General features: G+C 66.5%; 18 protein-coding genes and 4 tRNA genes. 12 read left to right on the top strand and 10 right to left on the bottom strand.

Annotated features, from left to right (window positions below; genetic code table 11):
- Nucleotides 1-38 precede the first annotated feature (38 nt).
- Both NO357_RS00710 and guaB read right to left on the bottom strand, forming a co-directional pair.
- Nucleotides 39-1,196 (bottom strand): RsmB/NOP family class I SAM-dependent RNA methyltransferase, encoded by a 1,158-nt coding sequence (locus tag NO357_RS00710; RefSeq protein WP_306733688.1) that lies wholly within the window; start codon nucleotides 1,194-1,196, stop codon nucleotides 39-41.
- On the bottom strand, nucleotides 1,196-2,644 hold the full coding sequence (guaB, locus tag NO357_RS00705; RefSeq protein ID WP_306734749.1) for an IMP dehydrogenase: 1,449 nt from the start codon (nucleotides 2,642-2,644) through the stop codon (nucleotides 1,196-1,198). The genes NO357_RS00710 and guaB overlap by 1 nt, the downstream gene beginning before the upstream one ends.
- A 133-nt stretch (nucleotides 2,645-2,777) precedes the next feature.
- On the opposite strand from guaB, the gene speB reads away from it, so the two are divergent.
- Together speB and NO357_RS00695 are read left to right on the top strand one after the other, a co-directional pair.
- Entirely contained in the window at nucleotides 2,778-3,737 is a 960-nt protein-coding gene (gene speB, locus NO357_RS00700; protein ID WP_306733687.1) for an agmatinase, read from the top strand.
- Between the two features lie 185 nt (nucleotides 3,738-3,922).
- Nucleotides 3,923-5,956, top strand: coding sequence for an ASKHA domain-containing protein (locus tag NO357_RS00695; RefSeq protein ID WP_306733686.1), 2,034 nt, complete (start codon nucleotides 3,923-3,925; stop codon nucleotides 5,954-5,956).
- A 36-nt stretch (nucleotides 5,957-5,992) separates the two neighbouring features.
- Here the strand turns inward: NO357_RS00695 and NO357_RS00690 are convergent, their stop codons facing one another.
- The gene (locus tag NO357_RS00690) at nucleotides 5,993-6,790 is read right to left on the bottom strand and encodes a hypothetical protein (RefSeq protein WP_306733685.1); all 798 of its coding nucleotides are present in this window, start codon (nucleotides 6,788-6,790) and stop codon (nucleotides 5,993-5,995) included.
- 184 nt (nucleotides 6,791-6,974) lie between these two features.
- Here NO357_RS00690 and NO357_RS00685 point away from each other — a divergent pair, with 184 nt between their 5' ends.
- The 5 genes from NO357_RS00685 to NO357_RS00665 all read left to right on the top strand — a co-directional run bounded on the left by NO357_RS00685 (nucleotide 6,975) and on the right by NO357_RS00665 (nucleotide 10,855).
- Entirely contained in the window at nucleotides 6,975-7,379 is a 405-nt protein-coding gene (locus NO357_RS00685) for a (R)-mandelonitrile lyase (protein ID WP_306733684.1), read from the top strand.
- 5 nt (nucleotides 7,380-7,384) lie between these two features.
- On the top strand, nucleotides 7,385-8,068 hold the full coding sequence (locus NO357_RS00680; RefSeq protein WP_306733683.1) for a hypothetical protein: 684 nt from the start codon (nucleotides 7,385-7,387) through the stop codon (nucleotides 8,066-8,068).
- Between the two features lie 62 nt (nucleotides 8,069-8,130).
- On the top strand, nucleotides 8,131-9,462 hold the full coding sequence (locus tag NO357_RS00675) for a T6SS phospholipase effector Tle1-like catalytic domain-containing protein (RefSeq protein ID WP_306733682.1): 1,332 nt from the start codon (nucleotides 8,131-8,133) through the stop codon (nucleotides 9,460-9,462).
- Between the two features lie 78 nt (nucleotides 9,463-9,540).
- Nucleotides 9,541-10,746 carry a glycosyltransferase family 87 protein gene (locus NO357_RS00670; protein WP_306733681.1) on the top strand — a complete coding sequence of 402 codons (1,206 nt, stop codon included), beginning with the start codon at nucleotides 9,541-9,543 and terminating at the stop codon, nucleotides 10,744-10,746.
- 35 nt (nucleotides 10,747-10,781) lie between these two features.
- A tRNA-Gly gene (locus NO357_RS00665) sits at nucleotides 10,782-10,855 on the top strand.
- 156 nt (nucleotides 10,856-11,011) lie between these two features.
- Here the strand turns inward: NO357_RS00665 and NO357_RS00660 are convergent.
- The gene (locus NO357_RS00660; protein ID WP_306733680.1) at nucleotides 11,012-12,316 is read right to left on the bottom strand and encodes an ATP-binding protein; all 1,305 of its coding nucleotides are present in this window, start codon (nucleotides 12,314-12,316) and stop codon (nucleotides 11,012-11,014) included.
- A 39-nt stretch (nucleotides 12,317-12,355) separates the two neighbouring features.
- On the opposite strand from NO357_RS00660, the gene NO357_RS00655 reads away from it, so the two are divergent.
- The 3 genes from NO357_RS00655 (at nucleotide 12,356) to NO357_RS00645 (ending at nucleotide 14,792) form a co-directional block, all read left to right on the top strand.
- The gene (locus tag NO357_RS00655; RefSeq protein ID WP_306733679.1) at nucleotides 12,356-13,267 is read left to right on the top strand and encodes an MBL fold metallo-hydrolase; all 912 of its coding nucleotides are present in this window, start codon (nucleotides 12,356-12,358) and stop codon (nucleotides 13,265-13,267) included.
- 81 nt (nucleotides 13,268-13,348) lie between these two features.
- Nucleotides 13,349-13,423, top strand: a tRNA-Asn gene (locus tag NO357_RS00650).
- Between the two features lie 130 nt (nucleotides 13,424-13,553).
- On the top strand, nucleotides 13,554-14,792 hold the full coding sequence (locus NO357_RS00645; protein ID WP_306733678.1) for a cytochrome P450: 1,239 nt from the start codon (nucleotides 13,554-13,556) through the stop codon (nucleotides 14,790-14,792).
- A 7-nt stretch (nucleotides 14,793-14,799) separates the two neighbouring features.
- Here NO357_RS00645 and NO357_RS00640 read toward each other — a convergent pair whose 3' ends face one another.
- The 3 genes from NO357_RS00640 to NO357_RS00630 form a co-directional block, all read right to left on the bottom strand.
- Nucleotides 14,800-15,903 carry a THUMP domain-containing class I SAM-dependent RNA methyltransferase gene (locus NO357_RS00640; protein ID WP_306733677.1) on the bottom strand — a complete coding sequence of 368 codons (1,104 nt, stop codon included), beginning with the start codon at nucleotides 15,901-15,903 and terminating at the stop codon, nucleotides 14,800-14,802.
- Between the two features lie 86 nt (nucleotides 15,904-15,989).
- Nucleotides 15,990-17,498, bottom strand: coding sequence for a class I adenylate-forming enzyme family protein (locus tag NO357_RS00635; RefSeq protein WP_306733676.1), 1,509 nt, complete (start codon nucleotides 17,496-17,498; stop codon nucleotides 15,990-15,992).
- 185 nt (nucleotides 17,499-17,683) lie between these two features.
- Nucleotides 17,684-17,759: transfer RNA gene (locus NO357_RS00630), tRNA-Val, on the bottom strand.
- A 101-nt stretch (nucleotides 17,760-17,860) separates the two neighbouring features.
- Between NO357_RS00630 and NO357_RS00625 the strand changes: the two genes are divergently transcribed.
- Nucleotides 17,861-18,325 (top strand): MaoC family dehydratase, encoded by a 465-nt coding sequence (locus NO357_RS00625; RefSeq protein WP_306733675.1) that lies wholly within the window; start codon nucleotides 17,861-17,863, stop codon nucleotides 18,323-18,325.
- 91 nt (nucleotides 18,326-18,416) lie between these two features.
- Here NO357_RS00625 and NO357_RS00620 read toward each other — a convergent pair whose 3' ends face one another.
- Nucleotides 18,417-18,992 (bottom strand): histidine phosphatase family protein, encoded by a 576-nt coding sequence (locus tag NO357_RS00620; protein ID WP_306733674.1) that lies wholly within the window; start codon nucleotides 18,990-18,992, stop codon nucleotides 18,417-18,419.
- 154 nt (nucleotides 18,993-19,146) lie between these two features.
- On the opposite strand from NO357_RS00620, the gene NO357_RS00615 reads away from it, so the two are divergent.
- Nucleotides 19,147-20,478, top strand: a complete 1,332-nt coding sequence (locus NO357_RS00615; protein WP_306733673.1) for a c-type cytochrome — start codon at nucleotides 19,147-19,149, stop codon at nucleotides 20,476-20,478.
- Between the two features lie 67 nt (nucleotides 20,479-20,545).
- On the opposite strand, the gene NO357_RS00610 is transcribed toward NO357_RS00615, so the two are convergent.
- Nucleotides 20,546-20,620, bottom strand: a tRNA-Val gene (locus tag NO357_RS00610).
- 19 nt (nucleotides 20,621-20,639) lie between these two features.
- The gene (locus NO357_RS00605; protein ID WP_306733672.1) at nucleotides 20,640-21,179 is read right to left on the bottom strand and encodes an HU family DNA-binding protein; all 540 of its coding nucleotides are present in this window, start codon (nucleotides 21,177-21,179) and stop codon (nucleotides 20,640-20,642) included.
- Between the last annotated feature and the right edge of the window lie 27 nt (nucleotides 21,180-21,206).

Raw genomic sequence — 21,206 nt, 5'->3', positions numbered from 1 at the left:
TCGAAAATCTTCCATTGGTTGATTTTTACCGGGAATTGCTACCGGATCAAGTGTGCCACGAAAAACCCGTCACCGCCGTCGTACAGGTGCCATTGACGGGAAAAGCAGCACGTCCAGTCCGGATGTCGCGCCAGGAACGCGGCGATGCGCCCCTCGTTTTCCACCGCGAGCAGCGAGCAGGTGGTGTAGGCCAACAGTCCGCCTTCGGCCACCAGCGCTGCCGCGGCGTCGAGGATCTCGTCCTGGATGGTGTTCAGCGCCGCCAGCCGCTCGGGCGTCAGGCGCCATTTGGCATCGGGGTCGCGGGCCCAGGTGCCACTGCCCGAACAGGGCACGTCGCAGAGCACCAGGTCATACGGCCCCTGCCCGGCCAACTCCTCCGTCGCCAGTTGCCGCACCGTCACTCCGGCCCGCGCCGACCGTGCCGGCAGGTCGCGCATCCGTTGCGGGTTGGCGTCATGGGCATAGTAGGTCGCCCGCGCCCGCCCGGCCAGGGCGAGCGTTTTACCGCCACCGCCGGCGCAGTAGTCGAGTACCGTCATGCCATCGCGCAGCGGCAGTGTCTCCATCGCTGCCTGGCTGGCGGCGTCCTGCAGCTCGACCAGCCCCTCGCGATAAGCTCGCGACTGGCTGATCCGCCGCGCCCCCGCGGTCACCTTGAGCGCCGTCGGCGCCAACTCCGCCGGTTCCGCAGGGATCTCCTCCTCGGCGAGAGCCGCCATCGCGCCTTGACGGTCGGCCTTGCGCAAATTGACCCGCAGGAACACGTTCGCCCGCCGCGCCAGCGGCGCCAGCGCGGTGGCCAGGTCGCCGCCATAGCGGGCTTCCAACTGCGGCAACAGCCAGTCGGGCAACTCGGGCTGCGGCGGCGGCGCATCCTGACCGGTGCGCAGCTCCTCGGCGGTCAGAACTGACGGGGCGTGGCCTTTGCCGGTGAACACCGCCGCGGGATCCGCACGCTGCAACCGGATCAGCCCGATCATCAGCGCCCGCGCGCCCTCGCCACCGCCCAGCGCGGCGCAGGCGCGTTTCTGCCGCAGCACGTCATAGACATGGTCACGGACCGCCGCGCGGTCCTTCGAGCCGGCATAGCGCGCGCCGCGCGCCCAGCCCGTCAGCACCTTTTCGGCCGGGTCTCCGGCCAGAATCCGGTCAAGGCAGTCGATCGCCGCCTGAACCCTCGCGCCCGGGGTCATCAGCCCAGCCGGTAGTTCGGGCTCTCGCGGGTGATCTGCACGTCATGGACGTGGGATTCCTTGAGCCCCGCGCCGGTGATCTTCACGAAGCGGCAATTCTTGCGCATCTCCGCCACGGTGGCGTTGCCGGTATAACCCATCGCCGCGCGCAGCCCCCCCACCAGCTGATGGATCACCGCGCCCGCCGAGCCCTTGTAGGGTACCTGCCCCTCAATCCCTTCCGGCACCAGCTTGTCACTGGCCGCGTCCTTCTGGAAATAGCGGTCGGCCGACCCCCGCGCCATGGCGCCAAGCGACCCCATGCCGCGATAGGACTTGAACGACCGGCCCTGGTAGAGGATCACTTCGCCCGGGCTTTCATCGGTGCCCGCAATCATACTGCCCACCATGGCGCAGGAGGCCCCCGCCGCGATTGCCTTGGCAAAATCGCCCGAGAACTTGATGCCGCCATCGGCAATGACCGGCACGTCACCGGCCGCGGCAGCGCAATCGATGATCGCGGTCAGCTGCGGTACGCCGACGCCCGCCACCATCCGCGTGGTGCAGATCGAGCCTGGCCCGATGCCGACCTTGACCGCATCGGCCCCGGCGTCGATCAATGCCTTCGTGGCCTCGCCGGTCGCAACATTACCGGCAATCACCTGCACCTCGTTCGACAGCGCCTTGACCCGCTTGACTGCCTCGATCACGCCTTCGGAATGGCCATGCGCGGTGTCGACCACGATGATGTCGCAGCCGGCATCGACCAGCGCCTCGCTGCGCTCGAAGCCGGCATCACCCACCGCTGTCGCCGCCGCCACCCGCAGCCGACCCAGACGGTCCTTGCAGGCCGTCGGATTCAGCACCGCCTGCTCGGTGTCCTTCAGCGTCAGCAGCCCGGTCAGCTTGCCCTTGCCGTCATGCACCAGCAGCTTCTCGATCCGCCGCGCGCGCATCATCGACTTGGCTTCATCGAGATCGGCCGGTTCGGCCAGCATCGCCAGATCGTCCGTGGTCATCACCAGGCTGACCGGTGTATCATCGGAATTGGCAAAGCGCATGTCCCGGTTGGTCACAATCCCGACGATATGGCCCTTTTCGTCGACCACCGGGAAGCCGGTGAAATTGTAGCGGGCAACCAGTTCCCGGGCATCGGCAATCGTCTGGTCAGGCCGAAGCGTCACCGGGTTATAGACGATGCCGCTCTCGAACCGCTTGACCCGCCGCACCTCGCGCGCCTGTTCCTCGACGCTCAGGTTCTTGTGGATCACCCCCATGCCGCCGGCCTGGGCCATGGCGATTGCCATACGCGCCTCGGTCACCGTGTCCATGGCCGAACTCAGCAGCGGGATATTGAGAGCAATCGACTTGGTGACATGGGTCCGGGTGTCGGCGGTGCTGGGCAGCACGGCGGACGCGCCGGGAACAAGCAATACATCGTCGAAGGTCAGCGCCTCACGAATCTCCATCATCGCCCTCCATGGCATGGGTTCGGTTGGCGCGTCCCTATCGCACGGATACGGGCCGGGGAAAACCCCAATTCGCCTCTTGCCCCCTGCGGCAAACCCGGCCACGCTCGGCCCAAAACACGGGAGCACAACCATGAGCGGACATGGATACGAAACCGGCCGCCTGAACCTGCCCTTCGTCGGCATCGCCACCTTCGGCAAGCGGCCTTACGTCGAGGATTGGTCCGCGATCGAGGCCGATGCCGCCATCCTTGGCGCGCCGTTCGATTTCGGCACGCAGTGGCGCTCTGGCGCCCGTTTCGGGCCACGTGCCGTGCGCGAAGCCAGCACGCTCTTCTCCTTCGGCCACGCCGGGGCCTATGACCACGAGGACGACGCCACCTACCTGCCGGGCTCGGTGCGCATCGTCGACATGGGCGATGCCGACATCGTCCATACCGACACGATCAACAGCCACGCCAACATCGAATCCGGTGTCCGCGCCGCCTTGGCCGCCGGTGCCCTGCCCGTCGTGATCGGCGGCGACCATTCGGTCAACATCCCTTGCATCAACGCCTTCGATGATCAGGGCGATATCCACATCCTGCAGATCGACGCGCATCTCGATTTCGTCGACGAACGCCACGGCGTCCGCTTCGGTCACGGCAACCCGATGCGCCGCGCCGCCGAGAAGCCCTATGTCACCGGCCTCACCCAGGTCGGTATCCGCAACGTCAGCTCCACCGCCAAGGAAGGTTATGACGACGCCCGCGCCATGGGCTCTGATATCCTTTCTGTCCGCCAGGCCCGCGCCCTTGGCCCCAAGGCGCTGCGCAAACGCATCCCAAAGGGCGCCCGCGTCTATGTCACCATCGACATCGACGCCTTCTGCCCCTCGATCGCGCCCGGCACCGGCACGCCCAGCCACGGCGGCTTTCTCTATTACGACGTGCTGGAACTGCTGCAGCAGGTGGCCAAGCATCACCAGGTGGTCGGCATCGACCTGGTCGAGGTTGCCCCCGACTACGACCCCACCGGCGGCACCGCCATTCTTGCCGCCCAGCTTCTGCTCAACACGCTCGGCTTCATCTTCCACGCCCGCGGCTTCCGCTGACGTCGGCGTCCCCTTGATTTGACCGAAAAACCTCGGGGAGCGCGCGGGTTCGGCCTGTCCGTTGCTGCCTTTCGACCCACGCGAACGCCCGGAAAATGCCGCAACCGGAAAAGATTATGCCGCTCCGCATCTTTTCCCTGTCTGCAAAGCCCCTATGGTAACCGCAACAGCAGCAAAGGCATGCGATGAGCAACGATCCCCTCGTCATCTTCACCCCCTCCGGCAAACGCGGCCGGTTTCCGGTCGGAACCCCTGTGCTCACTGCCGCGCGTCAACTCGGTGTCGATCTCGACTCGGTCTGTGGTGGCCGCGGCATCTGCTCGAAATGCCAGGTCACGCCGTCCTACGGTGAATTCCCCAAGCACGGCGTCACCGTGGCCGCCGACGCGCTGTCGGACTGGAACGCCGTCGAGGAGCGCTACGATCAGAAACGCGGGCTGACGCCGGGCCGCCGTCTTGGCTGCCAGGCCCAGATCCTCAAGGACGTGGTCATCGACGTGCCGCCCGAATCCCAGGTCCACAAACAGGTTGTGCGCAAGCGCGCCGAAGCCCGCGACATCACCATGGACCCCTCGGTGCGGCTTTTCTATGTCGAGGTCGACGAGCCCGACATGCACGACCCCTCTGGCGACCTGGAGCGGCTGATCCGCGCCCTGAAAAAACAGTGGAATATCAAAGATGTGAAAGCCGATCTTCACATTCTGCACGCGCTGCAACCCTCCCTGCGCAAAGGCGCCTGGAAAGTCACCGCCGCGCTGCACACCGGCGAAGACGACGACCGTCCGCGGATCATGCATCTCTGGCCCGGGCTCTATGACGGTGCGGTCTACGGGCTTGCCGTAGATCTCGGCTCGACCACCATCGCGGCGCATCTATGTGACCTGCGCTCGGGGGAGGTGGTGGCCTCCTCCGGCCTGATGAACCCCCAGATCCGATTCGGCGAGGACCTGATGAGCCGGGTCTCCTACGCGATGATGAACCCCGGCGGCGCGCAGGAAATGACTGACGCGGTGCGCGACGGCATGAACGCGCTGTTCACCCAGATCGCCGCCGAGGCCGGCATCGACAAGGGGCTGGTCATGGATTCGGTTTTCGTGATGAACCCGGTGATGCACCACCTGTTTCTCGGCATCGACCCCTACGAACTCGGCCAGGCCCCCTTCGCGCTGGCCACCTCGGACGCGCTGCACCTGCGCGCTGCCGATCTGGGCCTGTCGCTGCACCCGGCGGCGCGGGCTTATATTCTGCCCTGTATTGCCGGCCATGTCGGCGCCGACGCAGCTGCCGTCACCCTGTCCGAGGCCCCCGACAAGTCAGACGATCTGGTGCTGATCGTCGATGTCGGCACCAATGCCGAGATTCAGCTCGGCAACAAAACACGTGTGCTCGCCTGCTCCTCGCCCACCGGCCCGGCCTTCGAGGGCGCCCAGATCAGCGCCGGCCAACGCGCCGCGCCGGGCGCCATCGAACGGGTCGAGATCGACCCGGCCAGCAAGGATCCCCGCTTCCGCGTCATCGGCTGCGACCTGTGGTCCGACGAGGACGGCTTCGCACAGGCAATCGCCGCCACCGGAATCACCGGCATCTGCGGCTCTGGCATCATCGAAGCGATCGCCGAAATGCGTCTGGCCGGTATCGTCGATGCCTCCGGCCTGATTGGCTCGGCCGAGCAGGTCGGCACGCCGCGTTGCATCCCGGACGGCCGCACCCATTCCTACGTGCTCTGGGACGGCGGTGCCGACGTCCCCCGCATCACAGTCACCAACCCCGATATCCGCGCCATCCAGATGGCCAAGGCCGCGCTCTATGCCGGCGCCCGGCTGCTGATGGACAAGCTCGGCACCGATACCGTCGACCGCATCGTGTTGGCAGGAGCCTTCGGCGCCCATATCTCGCCAAAGCACGCGATGGTGCTGGGGATGATCCCCGACTGCCCGCTCGACAAGGTCACCTCGGCCGGCAACGCCGCCGGCACCGGCGCTCGCATTGCATTGCTGAACCGTACCGCGCGTGGCGAAATCGAGGAAACCGTGCTTCGGATCGAGAAGATAGAAACCGCCGTCGAACCGCGTTTCCAGGAGCACTTCGTCAACGCTTCGGCCCTGCCAAACTCGGCCGAGCCTTTCCCGATCCTGAACAACGCTGTCGCCCTGCCGCAGGTGAATTTCAACACCGGCGGCGGCGAAGGCCGCGGCGGCCGGCGCCGGCGGCGGAGCTAAACGCTCCTCCCCAGCGGCGCGGCCAGGCGCCCGGTCTCAGCGTTGCCTGCAATGCGCAACCTGATAGCGATAAAGCGCGGCCCCGAGCATCTTGGCGCTGCCTTCCGACCGCAGGGTGAACACCAGTTCTTTCGGCACCTCTACCGTCCCGGCCAGCAATTGCTCCGGCGCCGCAGTCGGGCCGCGATAAAGCAGGCTCACCTGAGACGACATCGGCGCATCAAGCGCCATCACCGATTCGGCGAAAGCATGGAAGCGCGGCGCGTCCGGGTGCGGCTCGGGTAAGCCTGCCTGTCCGCCCTCGTCGCTTGTCGCGCGGCTCGTCAACCGGAAGGCCAGGTTGGCCTCGGGCATGGCAAAGACCTCCCGGATCTTGTCGCGCGACATTGCCGCAACATCACCTCTGGGCGTCTGGTCATCGCGCGTGCCCCTGGACAGGCTTGGCGTGCTGGCCTCGGTCGCAATCACCGCCGGCACCACTCGAACCAGCCGCTCAGCCTGGTCGATCAGCTGGGTCGAAACTGGCTTGCGTTCTGCCAAGTAGACGATGGTCCCAGCCTGGCTTGGCCGCAAACCGACATTTTCCAGCTCGAACAGTGACAGATCGGCGGTCAGCACGTTCCGCGTGAATCCCTTACCATCCACTGCCGGCCTGTCGACCCGCTGCGTCAGCTGGCATCCCACAAGTTCTATTGCCCCCGGCTCCAGATCCGGAGACAGCGCAACCATCATGCCGGCAAGGTCTTGAGATGTCGGAAGATTTCTCTTGCCAAACCAATATCCACCTGCCCCGACCATCACGAAAAGCAGGGCGAGCACAACCTTCAACTTCACCGCGTATTCCTCATTACTTGCCCCCGATCGTTTGGTTACCTTCGGTCGCTTCAGAATGCAACCTGTAGGTGAATTTTTCCAGGCCTGATGATACGGTTTTTTTCTTCACCCGGGCCTTCAGAAACCGTGGCTGAGCACCTAGGGTAGGTCCAGTCACGTCAGAACCCGAAGGAAGGCCCATCTCATGGACATTCATCGCGCCGGCTCGCGCCCCTCGGCGCTGCCCAATCCCGACTATTTTACCGGCACCGTCCGTTTCGATCCGGTGATTTCGGCACCCGAACCGGCCCGGCTCAACGCCCTCACTGTTACCTTCGAACCCGGCGCCCGCACCGCCTGGCACACCCACCCCTACGGCCAGACCCTGATTGTGACCTCGGGCAAGGGCCGTATCGGCACCCGCGGCGGCCCGGTGCACGAGATCTTCCCCGGCGACGTCATCTGGTTCGCCCCCGGAGAAGAGCATTGGCACGGCGCCGCCCCTGACTGCGCGATGACCCATATCGCGTGTCAGGAAAAACAGGGCGACAGCGCCGCCGACTGGCTGGAAAAGGTCACTGAAGAAGACTACCTGCGCGACCCGGGTTGAGGCGCGTGCCCGCGCGACTGCCGCCCGGCTGGCTGCCCGTGGCGTTACTGGCACTGGCCTGCACCGCACTCTCGGGTCTGTTCCCCGGTATGCCCTTCGCCGCCTATTATGGGCCGCTGCCGGCGCTCGCGGGTACCGCCTTCGCGGCCCTGCTGGCCGGGTTCGGCCTCGCCAGCCTGCACCGCGACGACTGGATCGCCGCCCGCCCGACTCGCGGCCGCGCGCGCCTGCTGATCCCCGCGGTCGGACTGGCCTTTGCCTTGCCAACCGTCACGGTTGACATCATTGCCCCGTGGCCGCCGACGATCAACGTCACCCTGCCGCAGGGATTGCTGTTCTATATCTCCATTGCGCTGACCGCCGAGGCCGTCTTTCACGTGGTGCCGTTGGCCCTGCTGCTCGGCCTCGCAAGCAGGCTCCGGCCCAGGCTTCGCCTGTTCTGGCCCGCCGCGGCGATTGCCGCCTGTGCCGAACCGGCCTTCCAGATCGCGCTGGGCCGCGACCCAGCGACACCGCTCTGGCGCGATCTCTTTCTCGGCCTCAACCTCGCCGGCTTTGCGCTGGCGCAATTCGCCCTGCTGCGCCGCTACGGTCTTCTCGGTGCCTATGGCGCGCGGCTGGGATACTATGCCTTGTGGCACATCACCTGGGGCAGCGCCCGCCTACCGCTGCTTTTCGCCCCTGAGTGATCAGAAGGTTGATTATCGCGTACGCCGCTCTACCCTGAGGCCATTCTCCGGGAGCATTACCCATGACCAAGATCATTCTCTGCATCGACGGCACCGGCAACGAAATCGGCGATCGCGAATCCAACGTGCTGAAGCTCTACAAAGCGCTCGACAAGGACGACGCCGATCAGCAGGCGCACTACTTCATGGGCGTCGGCACCTATGACGGCCCACAATTCTTCGGCCGCACCCGCCAAGCGGTGCAGGGTCTTCTCGGTCAGGCGTTCGGCTACGGGCTGGAAGACGACGTGCTGCAGGCCTATCGCACGCTCTGCCGCACCTACCGCACGAAAGAGCGCAAGCAGAAAGACGATCCGGGCCTGTCAGACGATGCCGCCGAGAACGACCATATCTACATTGTCGGCTTTTCCCGCGGCGCCTATGCCGCGCGGGTGCTGGCAGGGTTCATCCACAATTTCGGCCTGGTCGATCCCTCCCGGCTGCACCTGATCACGCCAGTCTTCCGCGCCTACCGCCGGGTTACCGATTTCGAGAAGACCGAAAAAGACGACAAGGTGTTCCAGGCCCTGCGCGAATACGAGCACGTGCTTGACCCCACACCCGCCGCCATCCGTGCGCTGATGCTGTTCGACACGGTCAGCTCGATCATCCGTTTCCGCCGCCCGCTCAAGAACCTCAGGTCCTATGGCAGCCTGGCCGAACTCGGCACCCATGCCAGCGTCAACGCCAATGTCTCGGTCCGCATCGTGCTGCACGCGCTTTCCATCCACGACCGCCGCTCGCTGTTCCGCGCCCAGCACTGGCAGCCCGAACTCGACGACACCGGTGCCCCGCTCTATTTCGGCAACAATTTCCGCAACCCCAAGGCCAAGCGCACCCAATATGTCGTGCAACGCTGGTTCCCCGGCTATCATTCCGATGTCGGCGGCTCGCCGCGCGAAGACGAGTCCGGTCTCGGCAAGATCAGCCTCTTGTGGATGCTTGATGCGCTGGAAAAGCAGGAAAAACAGGCCGATAAAGAGGACAATGCCGCCCGCAAGCGCGCCCGCCGCGCGCCCTTGCCGGGACCGCGAAAGCCCGGATTGCGCCTCAAACGCGGCAACCGCAAATGGTATCTCGAGGGCGACACCGACAAGAAAACCCCCGGCGGCTACGAATATGCCAAGCCCGAAGCCACTGCAAAGCCACACAACTCCCATACCCACGGCGTGCTGGCCCCGCTGTGGTGCCTGATGGAGTTCTTTCCTAAATCATTGAAACGCCGTGAGAAAGGCACGGTCAAATGGTATCGCCGCGCCTGGCTTTTCGGCATCTGGTACCTGCCGCTGTTCGAGCCACGTCACATCCCCGAGGATCACGAGATCGACCCCAGCGCCGAGGCCCACCCGCGTTGAAATGGACGGCAGGCCGGCGCGGTGCTACGCTGTTAGTAGAACCGGGGATCAACCCCGCAGGCAGAGGGCAGACCGGGCATGACCACCGACCCACAGGCGCAACCGCTCGTCACCGTGCGGCCACAAACCCTTCGTACCACGCTGTTCGTGCTGCTTGCACTGATCGCCATTACCGCGATCCAGATCGGCGCGCCGCACTGGCTGGGACAAGAGCCAGGCACGATCGACTACAAGATCTTTCACTATGTCGGCGAACTGTCCCGTAGCGGCCAGCCCGCCCTGCCCTACGACGCCCCCGGTTTCGAGACCTGGCAGGCGCAGCAGCCGGGCGGCGAGATCTTCATGCCCTGGACCTATCCGCCGCAGTTCGGGCTGTTTACCGAACTGCTGTCGTACCTTCCCGTCGGGATCGGCTATGCGCTCTTTACCGGGCTCAGTCTTGCCGCGCTGATCTGGGCTCTCTTTCGCCTCGCCCCGACCGCCGCCATCCCGGCGTTGATGCTGACCCTCCCGGCCACGCTGATGAACATCCGCGCCGGCCAGAACGGATTTCTGACCGCGCTGCTATTCGCGCTCACCCTTTGGCTCGCCCTGCGGCCCCGGCCCGCCGCCGCCGGCGCCACGCTCGGCCTGCTGGCCTACAAGCCTCATCTCGGTCTTGGCCTTGGTCTGGTGGCGCTTTTCCGCGGCGGCGCGGCGATGGTGATCGCCGCGATGGTGACGCTGATCCTGACCCTCGGCCTGGCGACCTGGGCGTTCGGCCCCGAGATCTGGAGCGCCTTCCTGCACAGCGTGCGGGAAAGCGCGAATTTCCTGCACCAGGGCGCCTATCCGATGCAGCGCATGACCTCGGCATTCGCGCTCGCCTTTTCCCTTGGCGCCCCGGCCGCGCTGGCGCTGGCGGCGCAGGCGCTGTTGGCGCTGACAGTGCTCGGTCTCATTGTCACGGCCCTGCTGCGCCGCTGGCAGATGCCGCACCTTTTGGCGCTGGCCACGATCGGCGGTCTCGGCGTCAGCCCCTATAGCTATGACTACGACCTCGTGGCGCTGGCTCCGGGCCTGGCGCTGGCGCTGCCCGCGATCTCGGCCCACACGCCAGGTGCCGCCCGCCGGCTGCTCGTCGCCGCGCTGCTCCTGGCGACCGGATGGGGCCTCCTGACCGTGGTGCTATCGAGCCCGCTCAACCTTTCGGGCATACCCGCCCTCGGCGCTCTGGGTTATCTCGTCGCGCTGGCGCTCATCGCCCGTGCCCTCTTTGCGGCCGAGGCTCACACGCCCGCTTGACCCATCCGGGTGCGCGCGCTATCCCCCCACCAGCGGCGGGTATGATGTAATGGTAGCCTGTCAGCTTCCCAAGCTGAACGCGCGGGTTCGATTCCCGCTACCCGCTCCAGGATCTCCGGATCAAATGAACAGGTTTTGCGCCGCCTGCGGCGTCGCCCGGGGCGCCTTGTCTCGCGCTGTCGCGCCGGCGTCGGTCAGACGCCATTGAGTATTTTGGCCAAGAAAGAGCACCACATAGCGCGATGGTCCGGGCCGCGCCCTCGTCTCACCGCGCAATCACGATATCGGCCCTGAGCCCGCCCAGGATCTCGCTGTCGCCCAGCCGCAGCATACCGCCATGGGCGCGGGCCACGTCGACCGCGATCGACAAACCCAGCCCGACGCCGGTTCCCTGGTTCTGATTGCGCGCCGCGTCGAGCCGGGTGAAGGGCCGCATCGCCTCTTCGCGTCGCTCGGGCGGGATGCCGGGCCCGTCATCCTCCACCCGGATCCGCAGGCTCTTCTCGGTCAACTCAACCGACACCTCGGCCTTCGACCCGTACCGCACGGCGTTTGAAATCAGGTTCTCCACCGCCCGCCGCATGGCCACTGGCCGCAACGCCACCTCGCCGTCGCCCACGGCTTCGCGCAGTACCACGTCGTCGCCGGTTCTCTGGCAATCCTCGACGATCTGACGGACCAGCGCCACCGGATCGGTGGGCTCGACCTCGCCCTCGCTGGCGTCGCGCACGAAGGACAGGAACTCGTCCAGCAGCCGCTGCATCTCCTCGACATCGCGCTCCAGCGGGGCGCGGTCGGCCTCGTCGAGCAGCGACAGGCCCAGCTTCATCCGGGTCAGTGGCGTCCGCAGGTCGTGGCTCACCCCCGACAACATCAACGTGCGCTGCTCGATCTGGCGCTCGATCCGCGCCCGCATGTCCAGAAACGCGTTGCCCGCCGCCCGTACTTCGATCGCGCCGGTGGGCCGGTACGGCACGTGCCGCCCCCGTCCGAACGCCTCGGCCGCCCGCGCCAGACGCTTGATCGGGCGCAACTGGTTGCGCAGGTAGATGAAGGCGATCACCGTCAGCAGGATGCCGAAGAACAGCATGTTGGCAAACAGCTGATGCGGATTGCGCGACGAGACCCGCAACCGGTCAAACTCCAGTTGCAGCGGACCCGCAGCGCTGTCGACATAAACCCGCACCACGAAGTCATCGGGCAGCTCAATCGCCTGCAGCCCGGGCACCAGTTCACTGAACTCCTCGAACATAATCAGACCCGAGAAATCGTACCACCGCCGGCTGTCGTCGGTCGGAACGCCGCCCGCCGGCATCGGGCGCAGGCTGATGTCCAGCGCCTCCGCCAGCGCCGCGGCCCGGACCGCGCCGCCCTCCTCGAAAGCCCCTGCAACCAGCCGGATCTCGCGGCAGGCCGCCCGGGTCATCTGCCGCGTCACGTCTTCGAAATGGCGCTGCACGAAGACCACCGAGACCACCAGTTGCAGCGTGACCACCGGCAGGATCAGGATCAGCGCCGCCCGCCCGTAGAGCGAGCGCGGCATATAGCGTTTGAGCCATCCGAAAAACATGCCTATTCCTAGCCCCGTTCCGGCCCACAAGGAAGAGACATGCAACCACCCGACGATTTCAACCCCACGCCCGGCGAGGCCATCGCGATCGAACCCGGCCTGACCCGCGTGCTCTGCCCCAATCCCTCGCCGATGACCTATCGCGGCACCAACACCTACCTGCTGGGCAGCCGCGGCCTTGCCGTGATCGACCCCGGCCCGAAAAACGAGGCGCATCTCGCGGCGATTCTCGCGGCGGTGAAGCCGGGGCAGGAGATCACGCATATTTTCGTCACGCATTCCCATGTCGACCACTCGCCGCTGTCGCGGGCGCTCAGCAAGGCCACCGGCGCGCCGGTGCTGGCCTTCGGCGACTGGCAGGCTGGACGGTCCGAGATGATGCAGCGGCTGGCGTCCCAGGGCCTGGCCGGCGGCGGCGAAGGCGTCGATGCCGCCTTCCACCCCGATATCACCCTCGTCGACGGCGAAACCGTCACCGGCGACGGCTGGGCGCTGCGGGCAATCCACACGCCGGGCCACTACGGCAACCACCTCAGCTTCGCTTGGGGCGATGCGCTGTTCTGCGGCGATCACGTGATGGGCTGGGCCTCCTCGCTGGTGTCGCCCCCCGATGGCGATCTGACCGATTTCATGGCCTCCTGCGCCCGCCTGCGCGCCGGGCGTTGGCGGGTCTTCCATTCCGGCCACGGCGCCCCGATCGACGACCCTGCCGGCCGGCTCGACTGGCTGATCGATCATCGCCGCGGCCGCGAAGCCGAAATCCTCGCCGCCCTCGCGGACGGCCCGGCCACCGCCTATGACCTCGCCTGCCGCATCTATACCGAGGTCCCGGCCGCTCTTCTCGGCGCCGCCACCCGCAACGTCTTTGCCCATCTCGTTGATCTGACGGGGAAAAGGCGGGTCCGCCCCAGCCCGGCTCTGGCCGCCGACGCCAGCTTCGTCCTGTCCTGACCCGGCCGGAAAATTCACTGGGTTTTCTGGCAAAACCCTCTGGACGGGCCGGATTCGGATTGCTATATGACGCGGCACAGTTCCGGCGTAGCTCAGCGGTAGAGCAGTTGACTGTTAATCAATTGGTCGTAGGTTCGATCCCTACCGCCGGAGCCAAAAGTTTCAAGGGCTTAGCGAAAACTCGCTGAGCCCTTTCCTTTTTCCGCACCGTCTAAGGTTGCCCGCGGGCGAAACACTTGACGCAGGCTGTATCCGCTTCCACGCTGGATCGGGGAGAGTACAGATCATGCCGATCCAACCGCTCATTCACGGCCACAAACCCATTTTGCCGCCAACGGGCGTTCCGGTCTGGGATGTTGATCCATATGACGAGGCGGTCCTGAAGAACCCGGTCCCGTTTTTCAACGCCCTGCGCGAAAAGGGTCCCTTTGCCTATCTGCCGCGCTATGCCATGCTGATTTGCGGCGGCTATGACGTCACCCGCGAAGTGTTCTCTGACCACGACCGGTTCGCCTCGTCCCGCGGCGTCGGCCTGTCGGATTTCGCGCTGGAAGAGCCGTGGCGTCCGCCGTCGATCGTACTCGAGGTCGACCCGCCCTATCATACGAAAACCCGCCGCGTCATCATGCGGGCGCTTTCGCCCAAAGTGGTGGCCAGTCTGCGCACGGCGTTCCGCGACGACGCCGAACACCTGATCGATACGCTGGCCCATGGCCGCGAGATCGAGGCTGTGGCCGATCTCGCCGAAGCCTTCCCGACCAAGGTATTCCCACAGGCAGTCGGTATTCGCACCCCCGATCCGCGCAAGCTGATCGACTATGCCTCGATGGTGTTCAATGCAATCGGTCCCGACAATGCGTTGCGCCGCCGCGCGCTTGCGATGGCCCCCGATATCGTCCCCTGGATCAATGCCCAGTGCACCCGGGACAGCCTGACCGGCGACGGCATCGGTGCGACGATCCACGCGGCCGCGGAATGCGGTGAAATCAGCGCCGACGAGGCTGGCATGCTGGTCCGTTCGCTGCTTTCGGCCGGGGTCGACACCACCGTGAGCGGGATCGGAAATGCACTGGTTTGCCTGGCACAGAACCCCGACCAGTTCGACCTGTTGAAACAGGATCCCGACGCGCTGGCCCTGCCCGCGTTCGAGGAAACCCTGCGCTACACCTCTCCGGTTCAGGCGTTCTGCCGCACCGCCGGCGTCGCGACCCAGGTGTCCGGCATCGCCATCGAGGAAGGCACGAAAATCCTTTGCGTGCTTGGCGCCGCCAACCGCGACCCGACCCGTTGGGAAGATCCCGATCGATTCGACATCAGCCGAAAAACCGCAGGCCATCTTGCCCTCGGGGCCGGAATTCACGCCTGCGTCGGCCAGAACATCGGCCGCGCCGAAGGCCAGGCGATCCTGCGCGCCTTGGCCCAACGGGTCGAGCGGATCGAGCTGACCGGTCCGCCCGAGTGGCGGCCCAACAACGCGATCCACGCGCTGGCCCGGCTGCCGCTTCGGCTGGTGCCGCGATCCTGACCCGGCCCTAGCCCAGCGGCCCGGCGCGATAGAGCCGCACCTTCAGCCCACCATGCGCCACCACCGGCCCGGGGGCAAAGAGCAGGTCCATCGCCTTGGCCAAGCCCGCGTCCGAGGTGATCACCCCGACGCGCCAGCCTTGAAACCGCTGCCGCAGCACCTGTCCGAAACTGCCGTACAGCGCGAAGAGCTGCTTGCGGTTGCCGATCCGGCCGCCATAGGGCGGGTTGGCGATGACCAGGCCGGGCAGTCCCGCGGGCGGTTCAAGTGCGCTCACCGGTTGGCAGGCAAAGTCCACCCAATCGGCCACCCCCGCCCGCGCCGCGTTCTCGCGCGCCGATCCGATCGCGCCCTGATCGCGGTCAAAGCCGTAGAACCGCTGCCCCGGCACCCGCGCCGGGTCGGGCCTTTTCAACGCCGCAAAACCTGTCGCGTCGAACCCGGCGAAATCTTCGAAGGCAAAGCGCCGCGCCCGTCCCGGCTGCAGACCGGCGGCGATCTCCGCCGCCTCGATCGGAAAGGTGCCCGAGCCGCACATCGGGTCGACAACCGGCTCACCGCCGTCATAGCCGCAGGCCCGGAGGAACAGCGCCGCAAGGTTTTCCCGCATCGGTGCCTTGCCCACCGCCTGTTTCAGGCCGCGCCGGTGCAACGCCTCGCCCGAGGCATCCAGGCTCAGCGTCACGAGGTTGTCGTCGATCCGGACCTTGATCACCACGGCCGCATCCTTGGAAATCGGCGCGCCCAGTTCCTCGGCAATCGCCCGTTCCACCCGCTGCGCTGCCGCCCCGGCGTGATAGATCTTCGAACGTTTGCAACTCGCCTCGACCCGCACCGGCACGTCGGGCCGCAGGACATCGCCCCAGGGAAACTTCCGCGCCCGCTTGTCGAGCTGGGCCAGGTGGAAGGCGCGGAATTCACCCACCCTCACCAGCACCCGTGCAGCACCGCGCATCTCGAGATTGGCGCGCCAGACCTCGGTCCAACCACCGCGGCAGGTGATCCCGCCGGCGACCGCCCGGACCTCGTCAAACCCCTGCGCCCGCGCCTCGTCGGCCAGCAGGTCTTCCAGCCCCGGCGCCACGGCCATGAATATTTCAAAGCTGCTCATGGCGCCTTGCTACAGCCTTTCGCACCGGTCGGCGAGCCCCGGCGACCGACAGAACAAGCACGGTGCGCCATCCAAGCTTCACCCGATCACGCCTCCAGCGCCTCGGCGAAATGCGCCAGCAACTGCGCCTTCAGGATCTTTCCCGTCGGCGCCGCCGGCAGCGCCCCGGCGATCACGATCCGGCTCGGCACCTTGTAAGGCGCCAGCCGGTCGCGCAGGAAATCGCGCAACGCCTCTTCGCTCACCCCGGCCTCCGGCGTGCAGGTGACAAACCCCACAACTTCTTCGTTGCCCTCGACCCTGCGGCCCACCACCGCGGCCAGGATCACTCCCGGGTGCTCGGTCAACGCCGCCTCGACCTCGGCCGGATAGACGTTGAAACCGGAATGAATGATCATCTCCTTGGACCGCCCGACCAGGTGCAACCGGCCGTCCTTGTCGAACCGCCCAAGATCGCCGGTCCGAAGCCAGCCATCGCCGGTCAGCGCCGCCGCCGTAGCCACCGGATCGCGGAAATACCCCAGCATCACCTGTGGCCCGCCAACCTCGACCTCACCGATCCCCTCGGCGGGGCTTGCCCCCGGCGCCTCGAGGTTCACCCGCAACTCGCTGCCCAGCATCGGCACTCCCACCGAAATGTCCGGATCGCCCAGGGCATTGCGGGTCATGCAGACGCCCGACGCGCTTTCGGTCAATCCATAGCCATTCTGCAACGGCAGCCCGTAAAACGCCTCGGCCTCGCGCTTCCACGCCGGATCGAGCGGCGCACCGCCCGAGGAAACATAGCGCAGCGACCGGCCCTGATAGCGCCTGGCGCCCTGCGCCCGCGCGTGGTGGAACAGCTGGGCATGCATCTGCGGCACCGCCGGCAGCACGGTGATCTCGTGATCGAGCGCGGCAAACAGGCGCGCCACATCGAACCGCGCCTCCAGCCGGGCCGCCGCCTGCGTGGTCGTCACCGCGAGAATCGTCGCCAGCCCGAAGACATGGCTCATCGGCAGCGCCAGGTAGACCAGATCGTCGCTGACGAGGTCACGCGCCTCGCGGCTCGCCGCCGCCGAGGCCACCATCGCGGTCTGGCTCAGCATCGCCCCCTTCGGCTGACCGGTGGTACCCGAGGTGTAAAGCAGTATACCGACCTGCCGCGCCGGGTCGTCCTCTGGCGGCAAGGCTTCGGCACCGGGTCGCACGGTGATTGCCACCGCGCCAACCGGCCCCTCGGCCCGCTCGGCCGCGAACGCCTCGGCATGGGCGCGCGGCGCCGGCCCGGTATCCACCGTGAACACCACCGCCGCCGCGTCGGCATGGCTGACAATCCGCTCCAGTTCCGGCCCGGTCAACCGGGCGTTGACCGGCGACACCACCGCGCCCAGCTGCGAGGCTCCGAAGAGCCAGGCCAGCATTGCCGCCGAATTCTCCAACACGATCACCACCCGATCCCCTGGCCGTACGCCGCGCGCCGCCAGTGCCGCTCGCGCCGCCGCAGCTCCGGCCGCCATGTCGGCCCAGCTGTGGCGCGCGCCGTCGTGGTCGATGATCGCCAACGCCGTGCCCTTGTCGCGCGCCGCCGCCTCCAGCAAGTCGTGCATCCGCATCACTGATCCTCCCCGGACGCGATCATGCCGCCTGCATCACCGACTGTCACCCGCAGGCAGGGGATATGCCGCAACGTCTTCTCCGCGCGACGGCAATCCCGAGCCCCGCGTTGACTTCCGTCAGACATTCGGAAAAGCCACGACAACCGCTCATGTCGCAGTTTCGCGCCAAGTCATTGAAAAGATGGTGGGTCGTGAGAGACTCGAACTCCCGACATCTTCGGTGTAAACGAAGCGCTCTACCAACTGAGCTAACGACCCGCGCCGCGCCTGTTACCGCGGCTGCACGCCCCGCGCAAGACAATTCCGGCTTGACCCACCGGCCACCCCGCGCTCCCCTTGGCCAGGAAAGGAGCGCCGCCATGACCTTCGACCCTGCCGCCCACCACATGCACAGCCCTCGCCATTTCGAAGACTTCGAGGTCGGCGAGGTCTTCCGCGCCCCGTCGCGGACCATGACCGAAGGCGTCTTCGCCGCCTTCCAGGCCGCCAGCGGCGACAATCACCCGATCCATTATGACCGCGCCTATCTCGCCCGCCTCGGTCACCGCGATCTGATGGCGCATGGCTACCAGACGTTGATCCAGGCCGCGATCGGCGCGTGCCCGCTGGCCCACCAGATGGGCGAGGCGCTGATCGGCTTCGTCGAGCAATCCTCGCGGTTCCTGAAACCGGTCTATTGCGGCGACACGCTCTATCCCGCCTTCGAGATCACCGCCAAGGCGGCGCGCAAGACCACCGGCACGATCACGCTGGAGATCCGTATCCACAACCAGGACGGCGCGCTGGTGGTCGATGGTCACCAGACCTATCTCATGCGGCTCTGATCCCGGCAGGTTACGGCTCCAACACCAGCCCGGCGCGCCGGGGTGGTCACGCGGGCGGCGCGGCCCGCGGGCCCGGCTCCCGCCGCCAGGCTCAACGGTGGGTTATCTCGACACCGCCGTTCAACTCGATCACCACGCCCTGGGCGCGCTCCATCGCGTCCATCTCCTCCAGCGATGCCCCCAGAACGAGGCCGCGCAGGAAAGTCAACGCGATGCCATGGCTCACCACCACCGCCGGTCGGTCGAGCTCGGTCAGGAACGCCCCGACCCGTGCCCGCAGGTCGGCCTCGGACTCGCCATCGCTCATCAGGCAGGTCTGGAACACGCTGCGCCCGGCGAAAACCTCAGGGAACTTCCCCTCCAGATCGGCCCGCAGATGCCCCTCCCAACTGCCCAGATAGACCTCCTTCAGGCGGTCATCGTACATCGGGTCCAGCTCCACCGCGCCGAGCGCGATCTCTGCGGTCTGCCGGGTCCGGCGCTGCGGGCTGCAAAAGGCCGCGATCCCCTCGGGCAGGTCCAGCCCGGCCAGGATCTCGCCCTGCCGCGTGGCATGACCCCGGCCCAACTCGGTCAGCTGCGACTCCATCTGTCCCTGGATGCGCCGATCACGGTTCCAGTCGGTCTGTCCGTGGCGCAGCAGGAAAAGAGGGGGATGGGTCGACATGTCTAGGTCTCCGGATCGATTGCTGCCCCAAGCCATAGAGCCCGCCGCGCGACACCGCAACCACACGGGCAACGCCCCGCCACTGGCCGCGCTGCCCCCTAGGCAAGACCCGCCGCCCTGTCCTATCCTCGCGGCAAGGAAACTGGACGATCGCATGGCACGACACGTTACCACTCTAAGCCGAACCGCCACCTCCCTCCGCGTCGCGGCGGCGACCGCCGCACTCGCACTGCTCGCCTTTGCCTCCGTCCCGGCCACGGCGCAGGACTTCACCACGCTCAAGGGCCATGGCGGGCCGGTCATGGGGCTCGCCGTGTCGCCCGCCGGCCGGGTCGCCTCGGCCAGCTTCGACAATTCGGTCGGACTCTGGCAGGGGCGCGAGCCGACCTGGCTCGAAGCCCATGACGCGGCGGTGGTCGACGTGATTTTCCCCAGCGACGGCGTCATCGCCTCGGGCGGCGACGATTTCGCCGTGCGGCTCTGGCAGGACGGTGCCCCCCGCCTGCTCGGCCGCCACAAGGGCAAGGTCACCGATCTGGCCCTGTCGCCCGACGGCCAGACCATCGCCTCGGCCAGCTGGGACGGTACTGTCGCACTGTGGCCGCTTTCGGGCGGCCAAGCGCGTTGGCTCACCGAGCTCGGTGGCGGCGTCAACGATGTCGCCTTTGCCCCGGACGGGCGCCACCTCTACGCCGCCACCTCGGCAGGCGACCTGCTTCTGTTCGACCTGACCAGGGACGACCCGCCCCGCGCGCTGTCGCAAAACGGCTTCGGCATTAACGAGATCGTACTGGCGCCGGATGGCAGCTGGCTGGCCTATGGCATGGTGAACGGCACCACCTGGGTGATCGACCCTTTGACCGGTGACAAGCTGCGCGACTTCGCCGTCGAGCGCAAACCGGTCCTTGCCATGGCGCATCATGCCGCCACCGGCCAGCTCGCCATCGGCTATGGCGACGGCTACATCATTACCATCGACACCAACGCCTGGCGCCTGTCGAAAGGCTTCCAGGCCATGCGCGATGGCCCGGCCTGGGCGCTGGCTTGGACGCCGGACGGTGAAATGATCTGGGCCGGCGGTATAGACAACGTGATCTACGGCTGGCCGGTGGCGCTCTTCGGCAAGGTCGAGCCGCCCGACAGCGCGTCGCGTTCGTTCCTGCGTGACGCCGCCTCGATGCCCAACGGCGAACGCCAGTTCATGCGCAAATGCTCGATCTGCCATGCGCTCGAGCCTGGCGAAAGCCGCAAGGCCGGCCCGACCCTGTACGGCATTTTCGGCCGCGAGGCCGGCACACTGCCCGGCTACCGCTATTCCGAAACGCTGCTTGCCGCCAACATCGTCTGGACCGAAGACACCATCGACGCACTGTTCGACCAAGGCCCCGACCATTTCATCCCGCGCTCGAAAATGCCGATGCAGCGGATCACTCGGGCCGAGGACCGCGACGATCTGATTGCGTTTCTCAAGCGCGCCACCGAGTGACGCCAGGTGATACGGTGCGGTTCGAAAGCAAAAAGGCACGCCCGATTAGAGCGCGCCTTCCGTAATCTGGTGGGTGATGAGGGATTTGAACCCCCGACATCTTCGATGTGAACGAAGCGCTCTACCACTGAGCTAATCACCCGGTGGAGCGCTCTTTACCGTCACTCGGCAGCCTCTGCAAGAGGGTCTTTCGGGGGCGTATCGGGATCCGTTTCGGGTGCGGAAACATCCCTGGCCATCGGCTGGCGTACTTTCGTGACGAAGACCTTGGCGTTGGGCTGTTCCTTGGTGCGCATCACCTTGACCTTGCCAAGTCCGGGCAGGTTCATCGCGCGGCCCTCGGCAATCGCCTCGCCCAGGATTTCCAGCGCCGCTTCGACCGCGGCCTTGGCATCGCGGCGTTTGATCCCCGCGCGTTCAGTCACCGCCCCGATCAGCCCGCGCTTGCGCAGGGCACCGGGCATATTCGGCCCGGTCTCGGTGTGGGCGCCGACAGTCGGGGCCGGCGTTTCGGCGGCTGTTTTCGGCTTGGGCAGGATCTTCTTGGCCTTGCTGACCTTGCCAGGCTGTGCCGCCGCCTTTTTCGCGGCCTGAGTCGCGGTCTCGACCGCGCTCTCAGGAGTTTCCATCGCACGTGCCTTGCTGGCAGTGCTCCGCGTGGTTTTCCGCGCCGTGGTTTTCGTTGTCTTGGTGCTGGCCATCTGCCTCTGCCTCTGGGTTTTTTCCGA

This window comes from Marimonas arenosa (assembly GCF_030848945.1).
GTDB classification, from domain to species: Bacteria; Pseudomonadota; Alphaproteobacteria; order Rhodobacterales; family Rhodobacteraceae; genus Marimonas; species Marimonas arenosa.
The sequence above is the reverse complement of the archived record's forward strand: the minus strand, read 5'-3'. Positions and strand labels throughout refer to the sequence as shown.

What these genes read in the sequence shown, in the direction of transcription:
- NO357_RS00625 (WP_306733675.1), top strand. Translation starts at nt 17,861, where the DNA reads ATGACCTTCGACCCTGCCGCCCACCACATGCACAGCCCTCGCCATTTC.
- speB (WP_306733687.1), top strand. Translation starts at nt 2,778, where the DNA reads ATGAGCGGACATGGATACGAAACCGGCCGCCTGAACCTGCCCTTCGTC.
- NO357_RS00605 (WP_306733672.1), bottom strand. Translation starts at nt 21,179, where the DNA reads ATGGCCAGCACCAAGACAACGAAAACCACGGCGCGGAAAACCACGCGG.
- NO357_RS00620 (WP_306733674.1), bottom strand. Translation starts at nt 18,992, where the DNA reads ATGTCGACCCATCCCCCTCTTTTCCTGCTGCGCCACGGACAGACCGAC.
- NO357_RS00655 (WP_306733679.1), top strand. Translation starts at nt 12,356, where the DNA reads ATGCAACCACCCGACGATTTCAACCCCACGCCCGGCGAGGCCATCGCG.
- NO357_RS00670 (WP_306733681.1), top strand. Translation starts at nt 9,541, where the DNA reads ATGACCACCGACCCACAGGCGCAACCGCTCGTCACCGTGCGGCCACAA.
- guaB (WP_306734749.1), bottom strand. Translation starts at nt 2,644, where the DNA reads ATGGAGATTCGTGAGGCGCTGACCTTCGACGATGTATTGCTTGTTCCC.
- NO357_RS00685 (WP_306733684.1), top strand. Translation starts at nt 6,975, where the DNA reads ATGGACATTCATCGCGCCGGCTCGCGCCCCTCGGCGCTGCCCAATCCC.
- NO357_RS00615 (WP_306733673.1), top strand. Translation starts at nt 19,147, where the DNA reads ATGGCACGACACGTTACCACTCTAAGCCGAACCGCCACCTCCCTCCGC.
- NO357_RS00635 (WP_306733676.1), bottom strand. Translation starts at nt 17,498, where the DNA reads ATGCGGATGCACGACTTGCTGGAGGCGGCGGCGCGCGACAAGGGCACG.
- NO357_RS00675 (WP_306733682.1), top strand. Translation starts at nt 8,131, where the DNA reads ATGACCAAGATCATTCTCTGCATCGACGGCACCGGCAACGAAATCGGC.
- NO357_RS00660 (WP_306733680.1), bottom strand. Translation starts at nt 12,316, where the DNA reads ATGTTTTTCGGATGGCTCAAACGCTATATGCCGCGCTCGCTCTACGGG.
- NO357_RS00645 (WP_306733678.1), top strand. Translation starts at nt 13,554, where the DNA reads ATGCCGATCCAACCGCTCATTCACGGCCACAAACCCATTTTGCCGCCA.
- NO357_RS00640 (WP_306733677.1), bottom strand. Translation starts at nt 15,903, where the DNA reads ATGAGCAGCTTTGAAATATTCATGGCCGTGGCGCCGGGGCTGGAAGAC.
- NO357_RS00695 (WP_306733686.1), top strand. Translation starts at nt 3,923, where the DNA reads ATGAGCAACGATCCCCTCGTCATCTTCACCCCCTCCGGCAAACGCGGC.
- NO357_RS00710 (WP_306733688.1), bottom strand. Translation starts at nt 1,196, where the DNA reads ATGACCCCGGGCGCGAGGGTTCAGGCGGCGATCGACTGCCTTGACCGG.